Origin of the sequence: Parabacteroides goldsteinii DSM 19448 = WAL 12034 (assembly GCF_000969835.1) — a bacterium.
Taxonomy (GTDB): Bacteria; Bacteroidota; Bacteroidia; order Bacteroidales; family Tannerellaceae; genus Parabacteroides; species Parabacteroides goldsteinii.
Window position 1 is genome coordinate 2,220,691 of record NZ_KQ033913.1, and the last position, 19,383, is coordinate 2,240,073.

Below are 19,383 nucleotides of genomic sequence, written 5' to 3' on the forward strand. Positions count from 1 at the left end.
TTATCTCTTTATCAATTTCAGGATCATACCACTAAACAACGAACGTTCTGAAGCATTCATAGAGCCAAACCAGGAAAGAGGAAGATAGAATAAAGAAAATAAAACAATACCACCGGCTAAACGAGTAATATTTGATATGTCAATATCCATTTTCCATATAAGCAAGAGAGAAAATAATGTTACAACAAAAGGAATGATTGACATTTTTCCAATCTCTTTCCAAAACTTTATAATATCTATATCTTGTTTTCTTTGATAATAAATATTCATCACCACAATTTGTCCTGCCGTAAGAGCTAAAGCCGTTGCAAACGCACAACCTATGCCACCATAACTTTTTGCCATTGGAATAGATAGTCCCAAGCAGACAATAGCTATGATTACATATAAAGTAGATCTAAACTTCATTTCATTACGAGCCTGTAAAATCGTAATTCCAAGATTCTGAATTAAAGGGACAGTTAAGGGGATAAAAAATAACAGGGAAATCCAATAAGCATTTTCATATCCTTCTCCTGCCCAAAGTAGAATAAACTGACGACCAAATATTATAAAACCAGCTAATACAAAAGCTATTACAATAAACTGAATACGTCCTGTCCTGATGAATAAATCAGAAATTACTTTACGATCTTCATTTCGTGTCACCATCGCCATTACTTTAGGCAAAAACAAGCCGGAGATAGCTGTAGAAAACATAATATATAGATTACTCAATTGTATGGCTACTGCATAAACGGCAACCATTGCTGCCCCCCGGAAAATACCTAAAACAAATTGTCCTGTACTCCAATAAATCCGGTCTATTATAGCATTCAAAAATATCCAGAACGAATAAATGGAAACCTCTTTCAGGAAGTCCCATTTAAAATGGGTAAAGCGTAAATGAATATGTAATTTTCTTTTACAATAAATCCAATTAATGACTAAAGTGGCAACATTAAAAGAGGTTGTCACAACTACCATTGCCACAGCCTTGTAACCAAACAAAAGCAAAACAATCATCACAATTGGATTCAGGAGAATGCGAGCTATGTTTATTATTTTCTGAAATACAAAATTTTCATAGGCTGTGATAATAGCCCCCCAAATACTCATCGGAAATGTAAATGCCAGATTAAATGCCATCAACAACAACATCAACCGTATTTTGCCTATCTCATCCGTCGTCATATGGGTATCAAACAAACAATCTACATTACCCACCAAAAACAATCCTAAAATGAAGGCCAATGCACTAATAAACAAGTACAGCAAAAAAAACATACCGAACATTTCGTATTGCTCTTCTTGTTTACCTTCTGCTCGAAACTTGGCTGTATAACGCACTATTGCATTACCAAAACCCAAATCCAAAACAGTTAAATAAGCAATAACGGAAGCAGCCAATGAATACAACCCAAACTCCGATTGCCCCAGCATACGCAACATAAATGGAGTATAGAGCAATCCTATCAAAGTATTCAACCCTAAAACTACATAAGAAAGTAAAGCTCCGGCTTTAAGTTGGTCCATTCTCCTATTGAAAAGTCTATTTTACACCTAAGTTCGTTAACGAAATTTATTTGGGCTGGATAAAAATCCAGGTAATTATTTTCTATAAATCCCACAAAAATCTAATACAACTTTATCCTCCATATAAGGTAACTCTTTAAATGGATCATGGGCTGTCAAAAATACCACAATATCCGCCTTCTCATAGGCTTCTTTATAATCAGTCAGTTTAAACACCTTGTGCTCTTTCACATTCGGCTCAACTACCAGAATATCCGCATTATTACAGGCTTGCATCACTTTTGTCGTAATACACTTGGCCGGAGATTCACGCAAATCATCGATATTCGGCTTAAAAGCAAGTCCCATCATAGCGACAATCGGCTTGCGGTGGTGCTCCAATTCAAATCTTAAGATGGCATTATGCACTTTTTCGGCACACCAGAAGGATTTGTAATTATTGATCTCACGTGCTTTGGAAATCAATTGTGACTCATACGGAAAATCGGCTGTAATAAAATAAGGATCTACTGCAATGCAATGCCCTCCTACACCTGCTCCCGGTTGCAAGATATTTACCCGCGGATGCTTATTGGCTAATTCGATCAGTTCCCATACATTAATACCGGCTTTGTCGCAGATAAGTGAAAGTTCGTTCGCAAAAGCGATCTGCACATCGCGGGATGAATTCTCGGTCAGTTTACACATTTCTGCCGTTTTACAATTTGTCTTATGCAATGTTCCCTGTACAAACTGGCTGTAAAATTCGATTGCCTTATCAGTCGACTCCTGATTGATTCCTCCGATCACACGATCGTTATGAACCAGTTCGTAGATGACATTCCCCGGCAACACCCGCTCCGGACAATAAGCAATATATATTTTGTCTTTCAACTCCGGCCGTTCTGAAAAAATCAGACTTTGCATCTTTTCCGTCGTTCCCACCGGAGAGGTCGATTCTATTACATATAAATCTCCTTCCTTCAAATAAGGAAGAACGGAACGGGTTGCAGCTTCGACATAAGAGATATCCGGTTCGTGATTGCCTTTAAACGGAGTGGGAACAACCATAAAATAAGCATCACTGATTTCAGGGGTAGTAGAAGCTTTCAACAATCCGGCATTTACCACTTCCTGTAAATACTCTTCCATACCGGGTTCAATAATATGAAGTTTACCCTGGTTTGTCATTTCTACCACACCTGAATTGATATCGACACCTAAAACGTTTACTCCATGCTTAGCTGCAATGATCGCTGTGGGAAGTCCAATGTATCCCAACCCCATAAAACATGCTTTCATAATTTTTCTGTTTATAAAAAACTTAATTATTCTTACCTAACAATATTTCAAAATTCAACGCTACTCCTAAAATTCTACACCAAGCAGATTTTATGTTAAATGTTTTTCCGTATTCTATCAAACCATAGGTTAAGACCTACCCACACAAGAATATCAAAAGATATCAGAATATTATTATCAATATATGATATCAAACAGATATTCACACCACTGAATAAGCAAGCTATAGTCAATATCAATAACATTGCCTGCCTCTGTGTTAATCCCATACTCAACAGTTTATGGTGAATGTGATTTTTATCTGCAACAAATATCCCCTTATGGCTACGCCAACGGACAAACATGACCCTCATTACATCAAGCATAGGGATAATTATTGTTGAAAATGCAACAATGATCGCTCCGTCTGAATAAGGTATAATATCAGGAGCACAAACTGTATAACGGATGATCAGGAAAGACAGGATATAACCTAATGTCAGACTACCTGTATCTCCCATAAAAATTTTCCGGCATCGCTCGACTTTACCGAATACATTATAATAGAAAAAAGGAACTAACACACCGAATGAGGCAAAAGCAAGCATAGCATACATCCATAAATGGTTATGAACATATAAACATCCTAAAATAGCCAAAGATACGCAGCTTAAACCGGAAGCTAGTCCATCAATGCCATCAATCAAGTTAATCGCATTACATATAAATACAATCAGAAAAACAGTTAATGGTACTCCCAGCCAGGGTGTCAACTCATGGATTCCGAAAATACCATATAAATTATTAATCCATAAACCGGATAAAGGAACCATGATAGCAGCAAGAATCTGCATAACAAACTTCGATCGATAGCGCAGACCGACCAGATCGTCTTTTATGCCGGTTAAGAACAACAGTGTTAACCCACAGACCAAGAAATAAAACTCCGGAATGATAAAGCAAAGCATCTCTTCAGGAATTCCATCACCCATCAGGTAACGAAGTCCTGTCGTAAACGATAATGTAAAAAGGATAGAGGGAGCAAATGAAAGACCACCTAAACGGGGTACGATGCCTTGATGCACCTTTCGTTCATCCGGAACATCAAATAAACGCTTTCGGAAAGCTACTACCAATATACGAGGTATAATAAAAGAAGAAAATAGGATTGAAATTATCACTCCTATGATAATCAATATAATACTAGTCATTTACTATTGTTTTTCGGGTACAAAAAAGTTCGTCAGTTACAGATTGTAACGACGAAAATGACGAGAAAAAAGGATCGTTTTTTCTCGTCATTTTTTAGGAATACTAAATTGTTAAATTTAAAGATTGAAATATTCATCTAACCTTGTCAAACAAGGGATAATGATTTTTTTATTTTGTCTATTCAAAAAATTATGTATACTTTTGCCATGACTAGAAAAAACGATCGTTTTATCTAGTCATTTTACAAAATCAAAGGCAAACTCCAAAAAGCTTATTTTTCATTGTATTTCATTATTACACAACCAAATAACCAAGAACAAATACAGGTTTCAAATCGTAAGGAAAGCTATTTGGAGGCAGGTGAATTCAAGTCGGTTTTCAGGTATTTTACAGGGGGAAACGGGCTTTATAATTTACGTATCAGAGGCTACATAAAATTCTTGTTTTTTTTTCAAAAACAAAAAGAGGATACCTCACGGCATCCTCTCTCCTAACGCAACGAATGAATTATTAATACTTATACTTATTTCTCATTACTTCTTGCAGTCGCAAGTTGAATAAGCTACTAACATCCAAACTAATTTTTCCTGTTCTTTCAGATAGTCGCTCATCAGCGCTACTGTAGCTTCGTCTCCGGCTTCTGAGGCAAGAGAAAGCAGTTTACGTTCTTCAGCGATAAACTGACCGTAAGTATTCAGGATATTTTCCAGGGCTTCGTCACCGCAGGATACACCTGATACTTCTTTTACCCTGGCTACTTTCAAGTATTCGCTGAACTTGTTTACAGGAACACCTCCCAACATCAGGATACGTTCTGCCAGTTCGTCTACCTTCTCGGCTGCATTGTCATACATTTCTTCGAATTTGCTGTGAAGAACAAAGAAGCCGTGTCCTTTAATATTCCAGTGGAATCCGCGAAGGTTTGTATAAAATACCTGGTAGTCGGCCAATAACTGCTGTAATGCTTCTACTACTTTGTTTGCTGCTGATGCGTCTAAATGCAAATAATCTAATGTTTTCATATTCTTCTGTTTTTTAATTGTTATACGTTTTTATTTTTCTTGTACTGCAAAGATACGGCAGATATAAACACCTGTCAAACAGATAATTATTATACCATCATAGACAAAATCTATCAATACGGTTTCAGCAAGTAGATTACTGATATCAGATCAAAAACATTCATATAAATGATATACTCAAAAAGCACATTTATACATATCGGAACAAACAAATACTCTTTTTGAAGATTTAATTAAACATTCTTCATTTTACATTTCGGTCATTTTCATTTACATATACGCCATAAATCAATTGTTTAACAATAAAAATTCATAATCAGCGTTAATCCAACTCATTAACAATTGTAAGTAAAAAAAGTTTAATTTACATTTGACACATAGAATATTTGCCACTAATAATTAAAACATGATACGGAAAAACTTTATTTTATTGCTATTACTGAATTTAGCAGGAGTACTTTTTGCACAACTAACGATTTCACCCACCGCCTCACCTTCAATACCGGAGGGAAGCAACATCAATCTTGGTGACTATTTCTCTGTAAGCGGAGGAACTCCCACAGGATGGACATTGGATGGAAAAAGTATTACATTTACTAATGTATCCTTGTCTTATAAGGACAACGGAAAGTTATTACAATGCAAAGATGCATCAGGTTCCAGTAACCTGGTCCCGATCAAAGTCATTGGAAAACCGACTGTTACCAGTCTCACCGGGATGCCGACCGAACTCCTTAAAGAAGGGGATCAGGTAACGTTGACTGTCGCCTTCAAAGCAAATGGTTCTACGGGCCATACCTACCAGTGGTATATCGGAAACCAGGCAATAGCCAACGCGACGACAGCGACTTTAAACTACACATTTGCAAAAGCTGATCATGGCAAAACAATTAAAGTAGCTATCAAAGCAACAGAGTTCACAGATGCAACCGAGGCCTCCGCCGGCGTTACATTCGACGGAACGATGATAACGGATAAAAACCCGGCACTGCCTGCCGGTGCAAAACTGGATAATACCGCATTCCCGGTGACGGTCGGACAGACGTTTACTGATCCAGTTGTTGATTATGATGCAACAAATCATGGGGGTACTAACTACTTTGTCACTCAAAATACAGGGACCTACAAAGATGGTGAAACCCATACTGTTACATATAAAGGCAAAGAATATGCTTGTACAACAAAACTTCTGACCGCTACCAGTTACGATCATTCGGATGTAGGATGTACTATAACATCGGCCGCGAGGATACCTTCAAATATTTTATTAGCCAATAATACATTGTTTTTTGATTCGGGGATGTATGCACCTCTTGAAAATGGCGGAGAATCACATTTTTATAAAAACGGATTAAAAATTATCGGACTTGGAGACAGGGAAACAGCTCCTGCAATTATAGGACCGAATTATGGATACTGGGACACATATAAAAGCAATAAAGGTCATGTAAAATACAAAATATTAGATAATGTCGTTATCGAGAACATTGTATTTGACGGAGGTAGTATGCAATTTTATGGAAATCCCTACGGCTCCAAAAGTAACCAAGCGAATAACCAATATTTTATAACGATCAATGCTGCTGATAATATTCTTCTAAGAGATCTTACTTTTAAAAACATTGGTAATATAACAAATTCCTATTCAGTTATTAATATCGTCGAAGGATTTACCAGTATTGCCAGTGACACCAGAGATCCTAATCATAAAAGATATTACATCAATCTTACTTTCGAAAGCGGGAAATTACACGGATCATATGCGCCTATAAATATAAATACGGGTGACGGCCACTATTTCAAAGACATTACAATAAAAAACATAGGTGCATATCCCTATTATATTTCTATAACAGGTTTAAGTACCCATGCAAACAAAAATCCGGGAAGCAGAAATATTGTTTTTGCAGGAAAATTGGATTTACCTGCGGGGAAAAAAATACGTATCTGGAAATATTCCAGTACCGGTATTTCTTTTCCTAATGAGTACAAATATTTAGAATTAAGAGGTAAACCTAATACAAATGTCAATTCATACTATGATGTTCTGGTATCAAGAGAATTAGCTACCCCTCCAACAGCATCTACTACCGATGCAGTATTTATGGATGCTTCGACCGGGGCATATCTCATATTTAATTCTGCAAGCGATCCGTTCAAAAATATCAATACATTATTTTCTAGTGCGGCAAAAGACAGTTGTACACTGCCGGAACCTAAGCTTATTAAATTAATAAGTAAGGATAATCAAGTCGGCGGGTTTACTATTACAGATTATTTCAGTAAAAGACAAACTAATATTATCGCCGTCAGTTCTTTATCAGATGAACTCACGAGTACAAACCTGATAAAATTCAATGGATCAAAAATCAACTTACCTGCCACCAACCCGGAATATATCAGATTACATAACATCGACTTATCTGAAGATTATTCCATCTATGACGCTGTTAAAGATGATGGGAACAATGTGACAAACTCCAATTACGGTAGTTTCTATAACTGTAAGTTCAAGGCGCCCCAAGAAGGGGATCCGTTGGTTGTTGAAGGAGACCTGGATAAACTTCAATGGTCGGTATCCAAGACAACTAATGAAATATATGAATACAAAGATGTAGAAAACAACTCTACCACCTCTGTGATGGAAGGTACGCCTGTCTATGTACAGATCAGGCCGGTTTATCTGGACAGGATTGACTACGACCGATGGGCTATTGAATATACCGCAACGCCGGTTGATTACCACTACCCGATGGAAGATGCGATTGCAAAAACCATCCGTTATGACTTCAACAAGGGAGAAGCCCACGTATTACCGGGTACTTATTATTATAATGTAAGTAAACTGATTCTTTACAAAGGGAACAGAGAGGTCGCTACCTATAACTACCGCGATGCCACCTGTACCCACACCGTGATCATCCAGGCGAAGCCAATAGCTAAAATACCGGCTTTGCAATGGTCGGTATCGACCACCACTCACGAGCAATCTAACTTCCGTGACGTGGACGACCAGACAACAACGTCCGTGAATTATGGAACTCCTGTCTTTGTACAAATCCGCCCGATCGGACATGAAGACATCACTTTTGAACGTTGGGATGTTGAATACTCCGTGACTCCGGCGGAACATTATTATGGTATGAATCCAACCGTCAAGACCGAACGTCATAATTTCAACAACCGCGAGGCACATACGAAAATCGGTACATACATCTATACCGTCACCAAACTGACATTATATGACCTGTATGGAAACAAGATCGTCGAGACATACGATTACAATGATTCACCATACAAACATACAATTATTATTAAGGATGGTGAAGGTCCCGGCCCCGGTCCGCACGGCGCCCTGCAATGGTCGGTCTCCACGGCGTCGAACCAGCTTCAGGACTTCCGCGATGTGGACAATCTGACTACGACAAGCGTGGTGAAAGGCACACCGGTCTACGTCCAGATCCGTCCGGTCGGTTTCAACAACATCACTTATGACCGCTGGGAGATCGAATACACCGTCACCCCCGCCGGTTACCACTATCCGTTGGAGGAAGCCGTTCCGAGAACCGAGCGTTATACCTTCAACCGGGGCGAAGCCCATACGCTGGTCGGTACCTACGTGTATACGGTGACCAAGCTGACACTCTACAACGGTGAAAGCGTGGCCCTGACAGCCTATTACACCGAGCCTCCTTACGTCCACACCATCATCATCCGCGACGGTGGTATGATCGAACTGGGCGACATCGCCTCCCATTGCGGTTCGGAAAGCGAATTCAGAATACCATTCCGCCTGCTCGATCCGGACAATATCCTGGAATATTCCGTCCGCTTCTCCGACGAAGCGCTTAAAGCCGGCTTTACGGATTCCGACTATAAAGATGTGACTCCCGACTATCTCACAGTGCCCGTCTACCGGATAATCGGCAAGGGCGTTTACTCCGGAAACGTGTATGTGCGCAAGAAAAGCGACCCGGGCCTGGTGGAACTGCATCCGTTCGAAATCGAGATGCTGGAAACCACGATGATCATCAAACAACCGCAGTCCGTATACGTTTGTGACGGCGACGCCTTCACCCTGAGCGTAGAAGCCCGTGGCCTGAACCTGACCTATCAGTGGTTCTTCAACAAAGAGGCGATCGAAGGAGCGACCTCGGCCACCTACCAGGCTGCCCTGACGTCCGACAAGGAAGGCTCTTATTACGTAGATGTATACGGCGACTGTGGAATGGAGAGCAGTGTGACGGTGACGGTGCGCAAGAACGGCCTGAGAGTCCTGGTGAAATGGAACGAATTCCTGTACATCACCAATCCGGACAACGAGTTTGTCCGTTTCCAGTGGTATCATGACGGGCAGAAAATCGAGAAGAACGGCACTTCGATCTACTACTCCGTGCCCGAGGGCCTGTTGGGCAGTTACTTCATCCAGGCCTACCGTGCAGACGACAGCTATGTGGTGAGTTGCCCGATCACGTTCGATACGCTGACACAGTTCCCCGTAACCACCGTTTACCCGACGATGGTTCAAAAGAACAGTCCGATAACCGTCAAGCTGGGCATGCCTGGCGAAGCCTCGGAGGCGGCAGTCATCGAGATTTATAACCTGAACGGTCAGCTGGTCGAAAAGCAGTCGACCACGACAGTCGAAACCACCATCCCCGCGAATATGGCTTCAGGCAGCTACATCGTGAAGGTGACCACCGATTCAGGAAGAACAACAACCCATAAAATCATCGTAAAATAAGCTAACAGATATGTCAACAATAATTTCAAACATAAAGAAAACAATCTTTTTATTCGCAGCAGGCTGCCTTGCCACCACCGTTTCGGCCCAGCAGGAAACGGGTGGCAGAGAGCGTAGCCAGTATAACAACGGCCAGCAGCAACAGCGCCAGCGTCAGGAATACCGCGAGGACTACCGGGAGGAAAAGAAAGATACAACGAAGACCTCTTACCTGACGGTATCGGGCGGTGTCGGCTCCTCTTCCTTCCGTTACAAGCTGAACTACCAGATCGAAGGTTTTGAAGAGAAAGGCAAGCGCAACGCAAAACTGGGGTATGAAATAGATCTCCGTTACAGCTACTTCTTCAACCGTCATTGGGGTTTCTCGACGGGGGTAGGTATCTCCCGTTATGCAACGACAGGCAAACTGACAGGTGATATGTCCGACGATAAATACATGAAACTGGGCAATATGACCGACGACGATGACTTCTCCGGCCACCCGCGTGAGTTCGAACTGCGTGCCCGATTGAAGAATCTGGAAGAGAAGCAGACCGCCTTCCTGCTGGATATCCCGCTGTTGGCAATGTACCAGACCCATTTCGGCGAAGAGGAAAAATGGGGCATGTACGCCGGCCTGGGAGTGAAGTTGCAGATTCCGGTCAAAGCCAAATACAAGGTCGAAGGCAATACAGCCAGCGAACTGAATGTTTCGGGTTACTACCCCCATATCCCTTCCGACGTGGGTTCTCCATCGGAGGCGCCTGTTCCTCACCACGGCTTCGGCACGATCAACGATCCCGGCCGCGAGCTGGACTGGAGCGGAAAGAACAAACTGAAACTGGGCGTAGCCGGAACTGCCGAACTCGGTTTCCTGTTCACCCTGGGCGAAGACACCGACCTGTTGCTGGGCGGCTACATCGACTACGGTTTCACCAACATGAAGAAAAAGAAAGACCAGGGGTTATTAACCACTCCTGCATCTTATCATCCGGATGGGAACATGACGGTAGGAAAGGGTATTCCTTATAATGGCATGATGAATTCAAACGTAACAGATAAAGTGAAGGTTATGTCTTTCGGGGTAAAATTAGGGGTTAGGTTTAAATTGAATTAAAAGATCACCGATTGATCTTTAATCTATTAAAAGCGATGAAGGCCGGAAGATGATTTCCGGCCTTTTCGTTTATCTCATTATTATACAAAAGAAGATTAGAAAAGCTACCATATATTTTCTACCTTTGCATTTATCTATAACAAACCGAACAATGTTCACGAAAGCCCATAGATAAAAACTGAAAGCATTATGAATATACAACAACTCGAGTACATCCTGGCAGTAGATACATACCGCCACTTCGCAAAAGCAGCAGAACATTGCAGAGTAACACAACCTACGCTCAGTATGATGATACAAAAACTGGAAGACGAACTTGGCATTAAATTATTCGACCGGAATATGCAGCCGGTCTGCCCTACCCCCGCCGGACGTAAGGTGATCGACCAGGCTCGTACCGTTCTTTATCAGGCTTCCCTTATCAAAGATATTGTCAATGAAGAAGAACAGTCACTAAAAGGTACTTTCAGGTTGGCAGTACTTCCGACGATCGCTCCTTACCTGCTACCCCGTTTTTTCCAGCAGTTGTCTGAAAAACATCCGGAGCTGGATATTCGCATCCTTGAAATGAAAACGGCTCCCACTATGGCTGCAATCCTGAATGGCGAGATAGATGCAGCCATCATCGCCAACCAACCCACAGAAAACCAGATACAAGGCGATACATTATATTATGAGCAGTTCTTCGGATATGTGGCTAAAAATGATCCGGTATTCAAAAAAGATATGATCCGTACGGCAGATATCAGCGACGAACATCTCTGGTTGCTGGATGAAGGTCACTGTTTCCGCGACCAGTTAATGCGTTTCTGCCAGATGGAAAAGGTAAAACTGCGCCAGGCCGCTTACCGTCTGGGAAGCCTGGAAACATTTATGCGCATGGTAGAAAGCGGCAATGGCGTCACTTTCATTCCGGAACTGGCAACCCTGCAACTCAGCGAAGATCAGAAAAAACTGGTACGTCCTTTTGCCATTCCTAAACCGGCACGCGAAATCGTCTGGATCACACGGAAAGACTTTATCCGTCATACCATTGCCGGTATGTTGATCGAGAGCATCAAGAAGTCTGTACCCAAAGAGATGTTGACGCTGCAAGCCGGATTAAAAGTCGTCTGAACATTATTTTTATCGCTTAACAAAAAAAATTATTACTTTTTGCTTGTAGTTTCCAAAAAAGCGTTACTTTTGCTGCGTATTTAAAAACAAACGAGACAAATGAATCGATTTAGCTTTACATATTTCTTTTATTACTTTTACTTTAGCAGAGTGAAGGCAGGAATTTGTATGTAAAGCGTTGATGATAGAAAATATGTATCAATAAACAATATAAAGTCCTGCCGGTTTCGGTGGGACTTTTTTTGTGACAATAAATTAGAAAGATGAAAAAGAAAGTAGCAATTCAGGGAATAGCCGGTTCGTATCACGACATCGCAGCCCGTAGCTTCTATGAAGGTGAAGATATTGAAATTGTTGGATGCAATACATTCAGAGATGTTATTTCAGCCATCAAGAAAGACCCGTCTTTGTTGGGACTGATGGCCATCGAGAATACTATTGCAGGGAGCTTGCTGCAAAATCATGAACTGATTCGCGAAAGCGGACTGAGAGTGATCGGCGAATACAAACTGCGCATCTCGCACTCGCTTGTTGCACTGCCGGGAACATCGATACACGATGTCACGGAAGTCAACTCCCACCCTATTGCGCTTATGCAGTGTACCGACTTCCTCGATACCTTGCCGAATGCCAAGGTGGTTGAGAAAGAAGATACGGCGATGAGTGCCCGATGGATTGCCGAGAATAACCTGGAAGGACACGCTGCTATTTGCGGGAAACTGGCCGCCCAAATCTACAAGATGGAAATACTGGCCGAAGGGATAGAGACCAACAAACGAAACTTCACCCGCTTCCTTGCCATAGCAGACCGCTGGACGGCTGAAGATCTTCTTGAAAAATCAGACATCAACAAATCTTCGTTAGTTTTCGCTCTTCCCCACACCTCCGGCAGTCTTTCCAAAGTCCTCTCCATTCTTTCTTTTTACGACATGAATCTTTCTAAAATACAATCGTTACCGATCATCGGCCGCGAATGGGAGTATTTGTTCTATATCGACCTGACATTTACTGATTATACAAGATACAGACAGGCATTGGATGCCATCACTCCATTAACAAAGGACTTAAAAATTTTAGGCGAATATGCAGAAGGAAAACAAAGTGTGTAACATCACACCCGCTGACCGTGTAGGCAGCGTACAGGAATACTACTTCTCAAAGAAACTGAAAGAAGTAGCCGAAATGAATGCCGCAGGCAAGAATGTGATCAGCCTGGGCGTAGGTAGCCCTGATCTGCCTCCTTCGGAACAGACCATCGAGACATTGTGCGAACATGCACATAATGCGAATGAGCATGGTTACCAACCGTATGTGGGTATCCCCGAACTGCGTAAAGGTTTCGCCGACTGGTATCAGACATGGTATGGAGTTGAACTGGACCCGAAAACAGAGATACAACCGTTGATCGGTTCCAAAGAAGGTATCCTGCATATCTCACTGGCATTCCTGAATCCGGGCGATGGCGTATTGGTTCCCAATCCCGGTTATCCGACTTATAGCTCTGTCAGCAAGCTGGTACAGGCAAATCTAATTCCTTATGAGCTGAAAGAAGAATTAGGATGGCAGCCGGATTTCGAGGCATTGGAAAAGATGGACCTTTCCAACGTAAAGCTGATGTGGGTCAACTATCCGAACATGCCTACCGGAGCAAACGCCAGCAGGGAACTTTTTGAAAAGCTGGTTGCTTTCGGACGTAAACACGGTATCATTATCTGTAACGACAATCCTTACAGTTTCATCCTGAACGACCAGCCGTTAAGTATCCTGAGTGTTCCGGGAGCTAAAGATATCTGTATCGAAATGAATTCGATGAGTAAGGCGCACAATATGCCGGGATGGCGTATGGCAATGCTGGCCTCGAACGCCCAGTTCGTTCAATGGATATTGAAAGTGAAGAGCAACATCGACTCCGGCCAGTTCAAACCGATGCAGCATGCAGCTGTGGAAGCATTGAAAGCGCCGAAAGAATGGTATGACAATATGAACCGTACCTATCGTAGCCGCCGCGACCTGGCCGGACAAATCATGCACGCCATCGGTTGTACCTACGACGAAAATCAGGTTGGCATGTTCCTCTGGGGAAAGATCCCGGCAGAAGCAGAAGGCAGCGAAGCCCTGGCAAACAAGGTATTGTATGAAGCCAACGTTTTCATTACCCCCGGATTTATCTTCGGAAGCTGTGGCGAACGTTACGTCCGTATCTCACTTTGCTGCAAGAACGAAGCATTACAGGAAGCACTTATGAGAATTAAAGAATTGAAAATTAAAAATTGAAAATTATACGATCATGGAAATGGAATTAGAATCAATCTTATTACCCGGTGTAGACCCACAGCGTCCTATCATCATCTCGGGCCCGTGCAGTGCCGAAACAGAAGAACAAGTAATGGACGCAGCCCATCAGCTGGCATCAAAAGGCGTTAAAATATTCCGTGCCGGAATCTGGAAACCCCGTACTAAACCGGGAGGATTCGAAGGTATCGGAGCCGAAGGCTTGCAGTGGTTGAAACGTGTAAAGAAAGAAACAGGTATGTATGTAGCTACCGAAGTAGCCACAAAAGACCATGTATTCGAAGCGTTGAAAGCCGGAATAGATATCCTGTGGATCGGTGCACGTACCACCGTTAACCCGTTCGCCGTACAGGAAATCGCAGATGCTTTGAAAGGTGTAGATATACCTGTTCTGATCAAGAATCCGGTCAACCCGGACCTGGAATTATGGATTGGTGCTTTCGAACGTCTGTATGGTGCAGGTATCCGCAGACTGGGTGCTATCCACCGCGGATTCAGTTCATACGATAAGAAAATGTACCGCAACCTGCCGTTGTGGCATATACCTATCGAACTTCGCCGCCGTATGCCGAACCTGCCGATCTTCTGTGATCCCAGCCATATCGGTGGTAAGCGCGAACTGATCGCTCCGCTGTCTCAGCAGGCAATGGACCTGAGCTTCGACGGCCTGATGATCGAATCGCATCCTTGTCCGGATTGTGCATGGAGCGACGCTTCCCAGCAGATCACTCCGGATGTACTGGATTATGTTGTCAACCTGCTGGTTATCCGTAACGAGACACAGACAACAGAAAACCTGGCAGAACTGCGCCGCCAGATCGACGGTATCGACGAGCAACTGCTCGAACTGCTGGCTAAACGTATGCGTATCTCCCGCGAAATCGGTGTGTATAAAAAGGAACATAACATGCCCATCCTCCAGTCACCGCGTTACAGCGAAATCCTGGAAAAACGTTCGGATATGGGACAGACGATGGACCTGAACACGGACTTTGTAAAAGAAATCCTGAAAGAGATCCACGAAGAGTCTGTTCGCCAGCAGATGATTATCATGAATGAGTAACAAAACTGCACACAGATTTTGCACAACGACCTTGTGACGGGCATCACAAGGGTTTTGTGACGAGCATCACAAGGTCGTTGTGACGGACACCAAAAGGGTGTTGTGACGGGCGTCACAAAGTCGTTGTGAAAGCGGAAAAACAAAAACAACCCGCCGGAAATAATTTATCAACAAAATAAGACAATGAAAATATTAATATTAGGTGCCGGAAAGATGGGTTCTTTCTTCACCGACCTGCTGAGTTTCGACCATGAAGTGGCTGTATTGGAAAACGATCCGAAACGGATGCGTTTCATCTACAACGCCCTTCGCCTGCAAAAGCCCGAAGAGGTAGCAGAGTTTGCTCCTGAATTGGTTATCAACTGTGTAACACTGAACTACACGATCGAAGCATTCAAAGCGGTTCTGCCTTATCTGCAACCCTATTGCATTATCTCAGACATAGCTTCCGTAAAAACCCACCTGAAAGAGTTTTACGAAACCTGCGGTTTCCCGTATGTCTCCACCCACCCGATGTTCGGTCCTACTTTCGCCAACCTGGGAAATCTGGAAAAAGAAAACACGATTATCATTTCCGAAGGTGACCACCTGGGTAAGATTTTCTTCAAGGATATCTATTCAAGCCTGCGCCTGAATATCCGCGAATATACATTTGAAGAACATGACAAGGTGGTTGCCTACTCTTTAGGTATTCCGTTCGCTTCAACAATGGTTTTTGCAGCCATCATGAAGCATCAGGATGCTCCGGGTACGACCTTCAAACGTCATATGAAAATTGCACGCGGCTTGCTGTCTGAAGATGATTATCTATTGACAGAAATTCTCTTCAATCCGCGCACTCCGAAACAGATTTCCCGGATACAGGAGGAATTGAATATCCTGCAAGATATCATCAAAGACAAAGACTCCGAAGCGATGAAGGGGTATCTGACTAAGATTCGTAAGAATATAGAATAATGAACCTACTTTTCCCTTGATGGAAAAGCAGACAAAAGATCAAGGCTGCACCGGCTTCACTGCTCCGGTGTAGCCTTGAACTTTTGGTTACTTTTCTTTCAAGAGAAAAGTAACACTCACCACTTACAACGTCTCCTGTTTCAACTGTTCCACAAACTGGTCGATGCGGCGTAACTCTTTTGGAATATCGATGGCTTGCGGGCAATGCTCGTTACACTGGTCGCAACCGACACAATGGTCTGCCTGGCGCAGTTTCGGGACGCTGCGGTCGTAGCCGACCAGGAAGGCACGACGGGCTTCGCGGTAGTTTTCATCCGTCCGGCTTTTCGGAACATTTCCTTCATTCACACATTTATTATAATGAAGAAGCACGGCCGGAATATCTATCGCATACGGGCACGGCATACAATATTTGCAGTCGTTGCAGGGAATTGTCGGATATTTAATCATCAGTTGCGCAGTCTCTTCCAGAAAATCCTTGTCCTCGTCCGTCAGCGGAATAAGCGGGGAATACGTGCGGATATTATCCTGCAAATGCTCCATATACGTCATGCCGCTCAAAGCCGTCAGCACCAGTTCGGGCGAACCGGCAAAACGGAAAGCCCATGAGGCGACGCTATCTTCGGGGCGGCGTTGTTTCAACCGGGTAACGATATGCTGGGGCACATTCGACAGGCGGCCACCCAGTAACGGTTCCATGATAATCGCAGGGATATTCCGCTTTTCCAACTCCTGATAAAGATATTCGGCATTCACATTCCTTCCTGTCGCATGCCGCCAGTCGACATAGTTCAACTGTATCTGCACAAAATCCCAATGAACGGTATCGTGCATAGCCAGCACCTCATCGAAAACGTCCGACGTTCCGTGAAACGACCAACCCAGATGGCGGATACGCCCCGCTTCCCGCTCTTTCATAAGGAAATCCAACATTCCGTTATCGACATAGCGGTCGTTGAATGTCTTCATTCCCTGGCCGCCACCGATGGAGTGGAGCAAATAATAATCCAGATAATCGGTTTGCAACTCACTGAATGAACGGCGGTACATCGCCATCGAGTTTTCACGCGTATAGTTCGAGAAATTCGACAATTTGGTAGCCAGATAATACGAGTCCCGGGGATGCCGGCTAAGGGCAATTCCCGTAGCCTTTTCCGACCAGCCCTGCACGTAAACGGGTGACGTATCGAAATAGTTCACCCCATGGGCGATGGCATAATCCACCAGTTCGTTGACAGCATCCTGATCAATCAAGTCACCTTTCCCGTCGGGTGAAGGGATAGTCGGCCAGCGCATACAACCGTAGCCCAGCAGGGACACTTTATCCCCCAGTCCGGGGAATGTGCGGTAAGTCATCTGATCGGTCGGGACAGGCGAAGAGGCTTTGCTTCCGGAACCTCTCTGGTCTTTCGGGGCACAGCCATAGAGTGCCGCCGTAGTAGTTGCCGCCGTGATGCCTACGATATTCAGAAAATCGCGGCGATTGATATGTTGATTCTTCATAGGTCTATTCTTTAAAAACGGATTAAATAACTCGATGTCTTTCATGCCCTTCCACATAGATAGCCGTAAACGGACGCGACGGGCAGAGATGTTCGCAAGCACCGCAGCCGATGCAACGTTCGGTATTAATGACCGGTATCTTCAGGGATTTCGGATTATCCGCATCAGATGCAACCATTTCTATCGCATTCGTCGGACAATGCCGGGAACAGTTACCGCATTCGACACCGTCGGTCAGCGGGATACAATTCGCTTTCACCCATACGGCATGCCCTATCTGGACAGATGATTTATCAGCTTTCGTTATCGGCTTGATGGCTCCTGCCGGACAGACTTCGGAACACTTTGTACATTCGGGACGGCAATAGCCCCGCTCATAAGACATCTCCGGCTGCATCAATGTCATCAAATCGCCGGAAGGACGCAGGACATGATTCGGGCAAACAGAGATACAAAGCTGGCAGGCCGTGCAATGCTGCCTCATATTCCGTATGCTCAAGGCTCCGGGAGGTACAATCGCCGTCAGTTTTTCCTGTTCTTTCCGTTCTTTGATAGGTGCCAGTCCCCCGTCTCTCTTCATGATAACCTCTTCCCCCTTTTTCTCCTGGGCTTTCAGGGCACTGCCCATCACAACCAGGGCTGTTGCCGACAAGGCCCGCCGACGGGAAAGGTTCGTTTTATCTTCCGGTTCAGGTTTCTCCGTGCCGGTTGCCTGTTTCTTCGTTTTCCATACCGGTGCGTAGGTTAACGCATTCTTACGACAGACGTCCAGGCAATTCATACAGGCTACGCAACGGCTGCCGTCGATTTTATGTTCCTTGCTGTTGATGCAGGCTGCTTTACACTGGCGGGCACAAAGGCCGCAACTGTTGCATTTATCCGTATCTATCGTGACACGATACAAAGAATAACGGGAGATAAACCCCAACACCGTACCAACCGGACAAATCGTATTGCAATAAGTACGCCCGTTACGCCAGGCCAATACGACAAGAACTACCAGCGTAGCCAAAGCCACCAAAAACGTCGGCAGACTCTTCATCCATACATCCACCTCATAAAAAGCATAACTCTCCACCCGTGCCGCCAGATAAGCAAATAAATTATTCCCCCACATCCAAAGCGACTGAAACAAATTATTAGCGATACGCCCATACGCACTGTAAGGAGCCAGCAAAGCAACCAGAGATCCTACCCCCGCAACCAACGCCAGCACAAAAACGAACAATACTCCGTAACGTAACCAGGACAACGCCGGTGAATAAGAATAAGGCAACTTCTTCCCTCTCCTGCCAATCCGCGCAATAACATCCTGAAAAACGCCCAACGGACAAATCACCGAGCAGTAAACACGTCCGAAAGCCAGCGTCAGAAGGACTAAAAATAACACAACACCCACATTCAATGCCAACACGGCGGGTAAGAACTGGATTTTAGCCAGCCACCCGAACCATCCGTGCAACGTTCCTGTAAAGTCGAGGAACAGTAGAGTGATAAGCACGAAACATAAGGTAGCCGCTATCAGTCTGATTTTTCGTAACATCATGTATCCTATTATTGATTAATAATCCGGTACAAATATGCCGGATTTTTAATATAAAAG

The 19,383-nt window shown here is 43.8% G+C and carries 13 protein-coding genes; 7 read left to right on the forward strand and 6 right to left on the reverse strand.

Features of this window, described 5'->3' with window-relative positions; all coding sequences use genetic code 11:
* From HMPREF1535_RS21950 to HMPREF1535_RS21965, 4 genes are all read right to left on the reverse strand, one after another.
* A complete protein-coding gene (locus tag HMPREF1535_RS21950) occupies positions 1–1,515 on the reverse strand; it encodes an oligosaccharide flippase family protein (protein ID WP_046147475.1) in 1,515 nt (504 codons plus the stop codon).
* Between the two features lie 75 nt (positions 1,516–1,590).
* Positions 1,591–2,796 carry a UDP-N-acetyl-D-mannosamine dehydrogenase gene (gene wecC / locus HMPREF1535_RS21955; protein ID WP_046147476.1) on the reverse strand — a complete coding sequence of 402 codons (1,206 nt, stop codon included), beginning with the start codon at positions 2,794–2,796 and terminating at the stop codon, positions 1,591–1,593.
* 95 nt (positions 2,797–2,891) lie between these two features.
* Positions 2,892–3,986, reverse strand: coding sequence for an MraY family glycosyltransferase (locus HMPREF1535_RS21960; RefSeq protein WP_046147477.1), 1,095 nt, complete (start codon positions 3,984–3,986; stop codon positions 2,892–2,894).
* 534 nt (positions 3,987–4,520) lie between these two features.
* Entirely contained in the window at positions 4,521–5,009 is a 489-nt protein-coding gene (locus tag HMPREF1535_RS21965) for a Dps family protein (RefSeq protein WP_007658513.1), read from the reverse strand.
* 406 nt (positions 5,010–5,415) lie between these two features.
* Between HMPREF1535_RS21965 and HMPREF1535_RS26345 the strand changes: the two genes are divergently transcribed.
* The 7 genes from HMPREF1535_RS26345 to HMPREF1535_RS22000 all read left to right on the forward strand — a co-directional run bounded on the left by HMPREF1535_RS26345 (position 5,416) and on the right by HMPREF1535_RS22000 (position 16,277).
* A complete protein-coding gene (locus tag HMPREF1535_RS26345; protein WP_244275672.1) occupies positions 5,416–9,753 on the forward strand; it encodes a T9SS type A sorting domain-containing protein in 4,338 nt (1,445 codons plus the stop codon).
* A gap of 10 nt (positions 9,754–9,763) precedes the next feature.
* On the forward strand, positions 9,764–10,849 hold the full coding sequence (locus HMPREF1535_RS21975; RefSeq protein ID WP_046147478.1) for an outer membrane beta-barrel protein: 1,086 nt from the start codon (positions 9,764–9,766) through the stop codon (positions 10,847–10,849).
* Positions 10,850–11,038: 189 nt separating this feature from the next.
* Positions 11,039–11,965 carry a hydrogen peroxide-inducible genes activator gene (locus HMPREF1535_RS21980; RefSeq protein ID WP_007658518.1) on the forward strand — a complete coding sequence of 309 codons (927 nt, stop codon included), beginning with the start codon at positions 11,039–11,041 and terminating at the stop codon, positions 11,963–11,965.
* Between the two features lie 263 nt (positions 11,966–12,228).
* Positions 12,229–13,074 carry a prephenate dehydratase gene (locus tag HMPREF1535_RS21985; RefSeq protein WP_007658519.1) on the forward strand — a complete coding sequence of 282 codons (846 nt, stop codon included), beginning with the start codon at positions 12,229–12,231 and terminating at the stop codon, positions 13,072–13,074.
* Positions 13,049–14,239 (forward strand): pyridoxal phosphate-dependent aminotransferase, encoded by a 1,191-nt coding sequence (locus tag HMPREF1535_RS21990; RefSeq protein ID WP_046147479.1) that lies wholly within the window; start codon positions 13,049–13,051, stop codon positions 14,237–14,239. The genes HMPREF1535_RS21985 and HMPREF1535_RS21990 overlap by 26 nt, the downstream gene beginning before the upstream one ends.
* Positions 14,240–14,252: 13 nt before the next feature.
* Entirely contained in the window at positions 14,253–15,320 is a 1,068-nt protein-coding gene (locus tag HMPREF1535_RS21995) for a bifunctional 3-deoxy-7-phosphoheptulonate synthase/chorismate mutase type II (RefSeq protein WP_007658523.1), read from the forward strand.
* 183 nt (positions 15,321–15,503) lie between these two features.
* Positions 15,504–16,277, forward strand: a complete 774-nt coding sequence (locus tag HMPREF1535_RS22000; RefSeq protein WP_007658525.1) for a prephenate dehydrogenase — start codon at positions 15,504–15,506, stop codon at positions 16,275–16,277.
* A 123-nt stretch (positions 16,278–16,400) separates the two neighbouring features.
* Here HMPREF1535_RS22000 and HMPREF1535_RS22005 read toward each other — a convergent pair whose 3' ends face one another.
* Both HMPREF1535_RS22005 and HMPREF1535_RS22010 read right to left on the reverse strand, forming a co-directional pair.
* Positions 16,401–17,780, reverse strand: coding sequence for an aldo/keto reductase (locus HMPREF1535_RS22005; RefSeq protein ID WP_046147480.1), 1,380 nt, complete (start codon positions 17,778–17,780; stop codon positions 16,401–16,403).
* Positions 17,781–17,802: 22 nt separating this feature from the next.
* Positions 17,803–19,323 (reverse strand): 4Fe-4S binding protein, encoded by a 1,521-nt coding sequence (locus HMPREF1535_RS22010; RefSeq protein ID WP_046147481.1) that lies wholly within the window; start codon positions 19,321–19,323, stop codon positions 17,803–17,805.
* Between the last annotated feature and the right edge of the window lie 60 nt (positions 19,324–19,383).

What these genes read in the sequence shown, in the direction of transcription:
- HMPREF1535_RS22000 (WP_007658525.1), top strand. Translation starts at nt 15,504, where the DNA reads ATGAAAATATTAATATTAGGTGCCGGAAAGATGGGTTCTTTCTTCACC.
- HMPREF1535_RS21975 (WP_046147478.1), top strand. Translation starts at nt 9,764, where the DNA reads ATGTCAACAATAATTTCAAACATAAAGAAAACAATCTTTTTATTCGCA.
- HMPREF1535_RS21985 (WP_007658519.1), top strand. Translation starts at nt 12,229, where the DNA reads ATGAAAAAGAAAGTAGCAATTCAGGGAATAGCCGGTTCGTATCACGAC.
- HMPREF1535_RS26345 (WP_244275672.1), top strand. Translation starts at nt 5,416, where the DNA reads ATGATACGGAAAAACTTTATTTTATTGCTATTACTGAATTTAGCAGGA.
- HMPREF1535_RS21980 (WP_007658518.1), top strand. Translation starts at nt 11,039, where the DNA reads ATGAATATACAACAACTCGAGTACATCCTGGCAGTAGATACATACCGC.
- wecC (WP_046147476.1), bottom strand. Translation starts at nt 2,796, where the DNA reads ATGAAAGCATGTTTTATGGGGTTGGGATACATTGGACTTCCCACAGCG.
- HMPREF1535_RS22010 (WP_046147481.1), bottom strand. Translation starts at nt 19,323, where the DNA reads ATGTTACGAAAAATCAGACTGATAGCGGCTACCTTATGTTTCGTGCTT.
- HMPREF1535_RS21950 (WP_046147475.1), bottom strand. Translation starts at nt 1,515, where the DNA reads ATGGACCAACTTAAAGCCGGAGCTTTACTTTCTTATGTAGTTTTAGGG.
- HMPREF1535_RS21990 (WP_046147479.1), top strand. Translation starts at nt 13,049, where the DNA reads ATGCAGAAGGAAAACAAAGTGTGTAACATCACACCCGCTGACCGTGTA.
- HMPREF1535_RS22005 (WP_046147480.1), bottom strand. Translation starts at nt 17,780, where the DNA reads ATGAAGAATCAACATATCAATCGCCGCGATTTTCTGAATATCGTAGGC.
- HMPREF1535_RS21960 (WP_046147477.1), bottom strand. Translation starts at nt 3,986, where the DNA reads ATGACTAGTATTATATTGATTATCATAGGAGTGATAATTTCAATCCTA.
- HMPREF1535_RS21995 (WP_007658523.1), top strand. Translation starts at nt 14,253, where the DNA reads ATGGAAATGGAATTAGAATCAATCTTATTACCCGGTGTAGACCCACAG.
- HMPREF1535_RS21965 (WP_007658513.1), bottom strand. Translation starts at nt 5,009, where the DNA reads ATGAAAACATTAGATTATTTGCATTTAGACGCATCAGCAGCAAACAAA.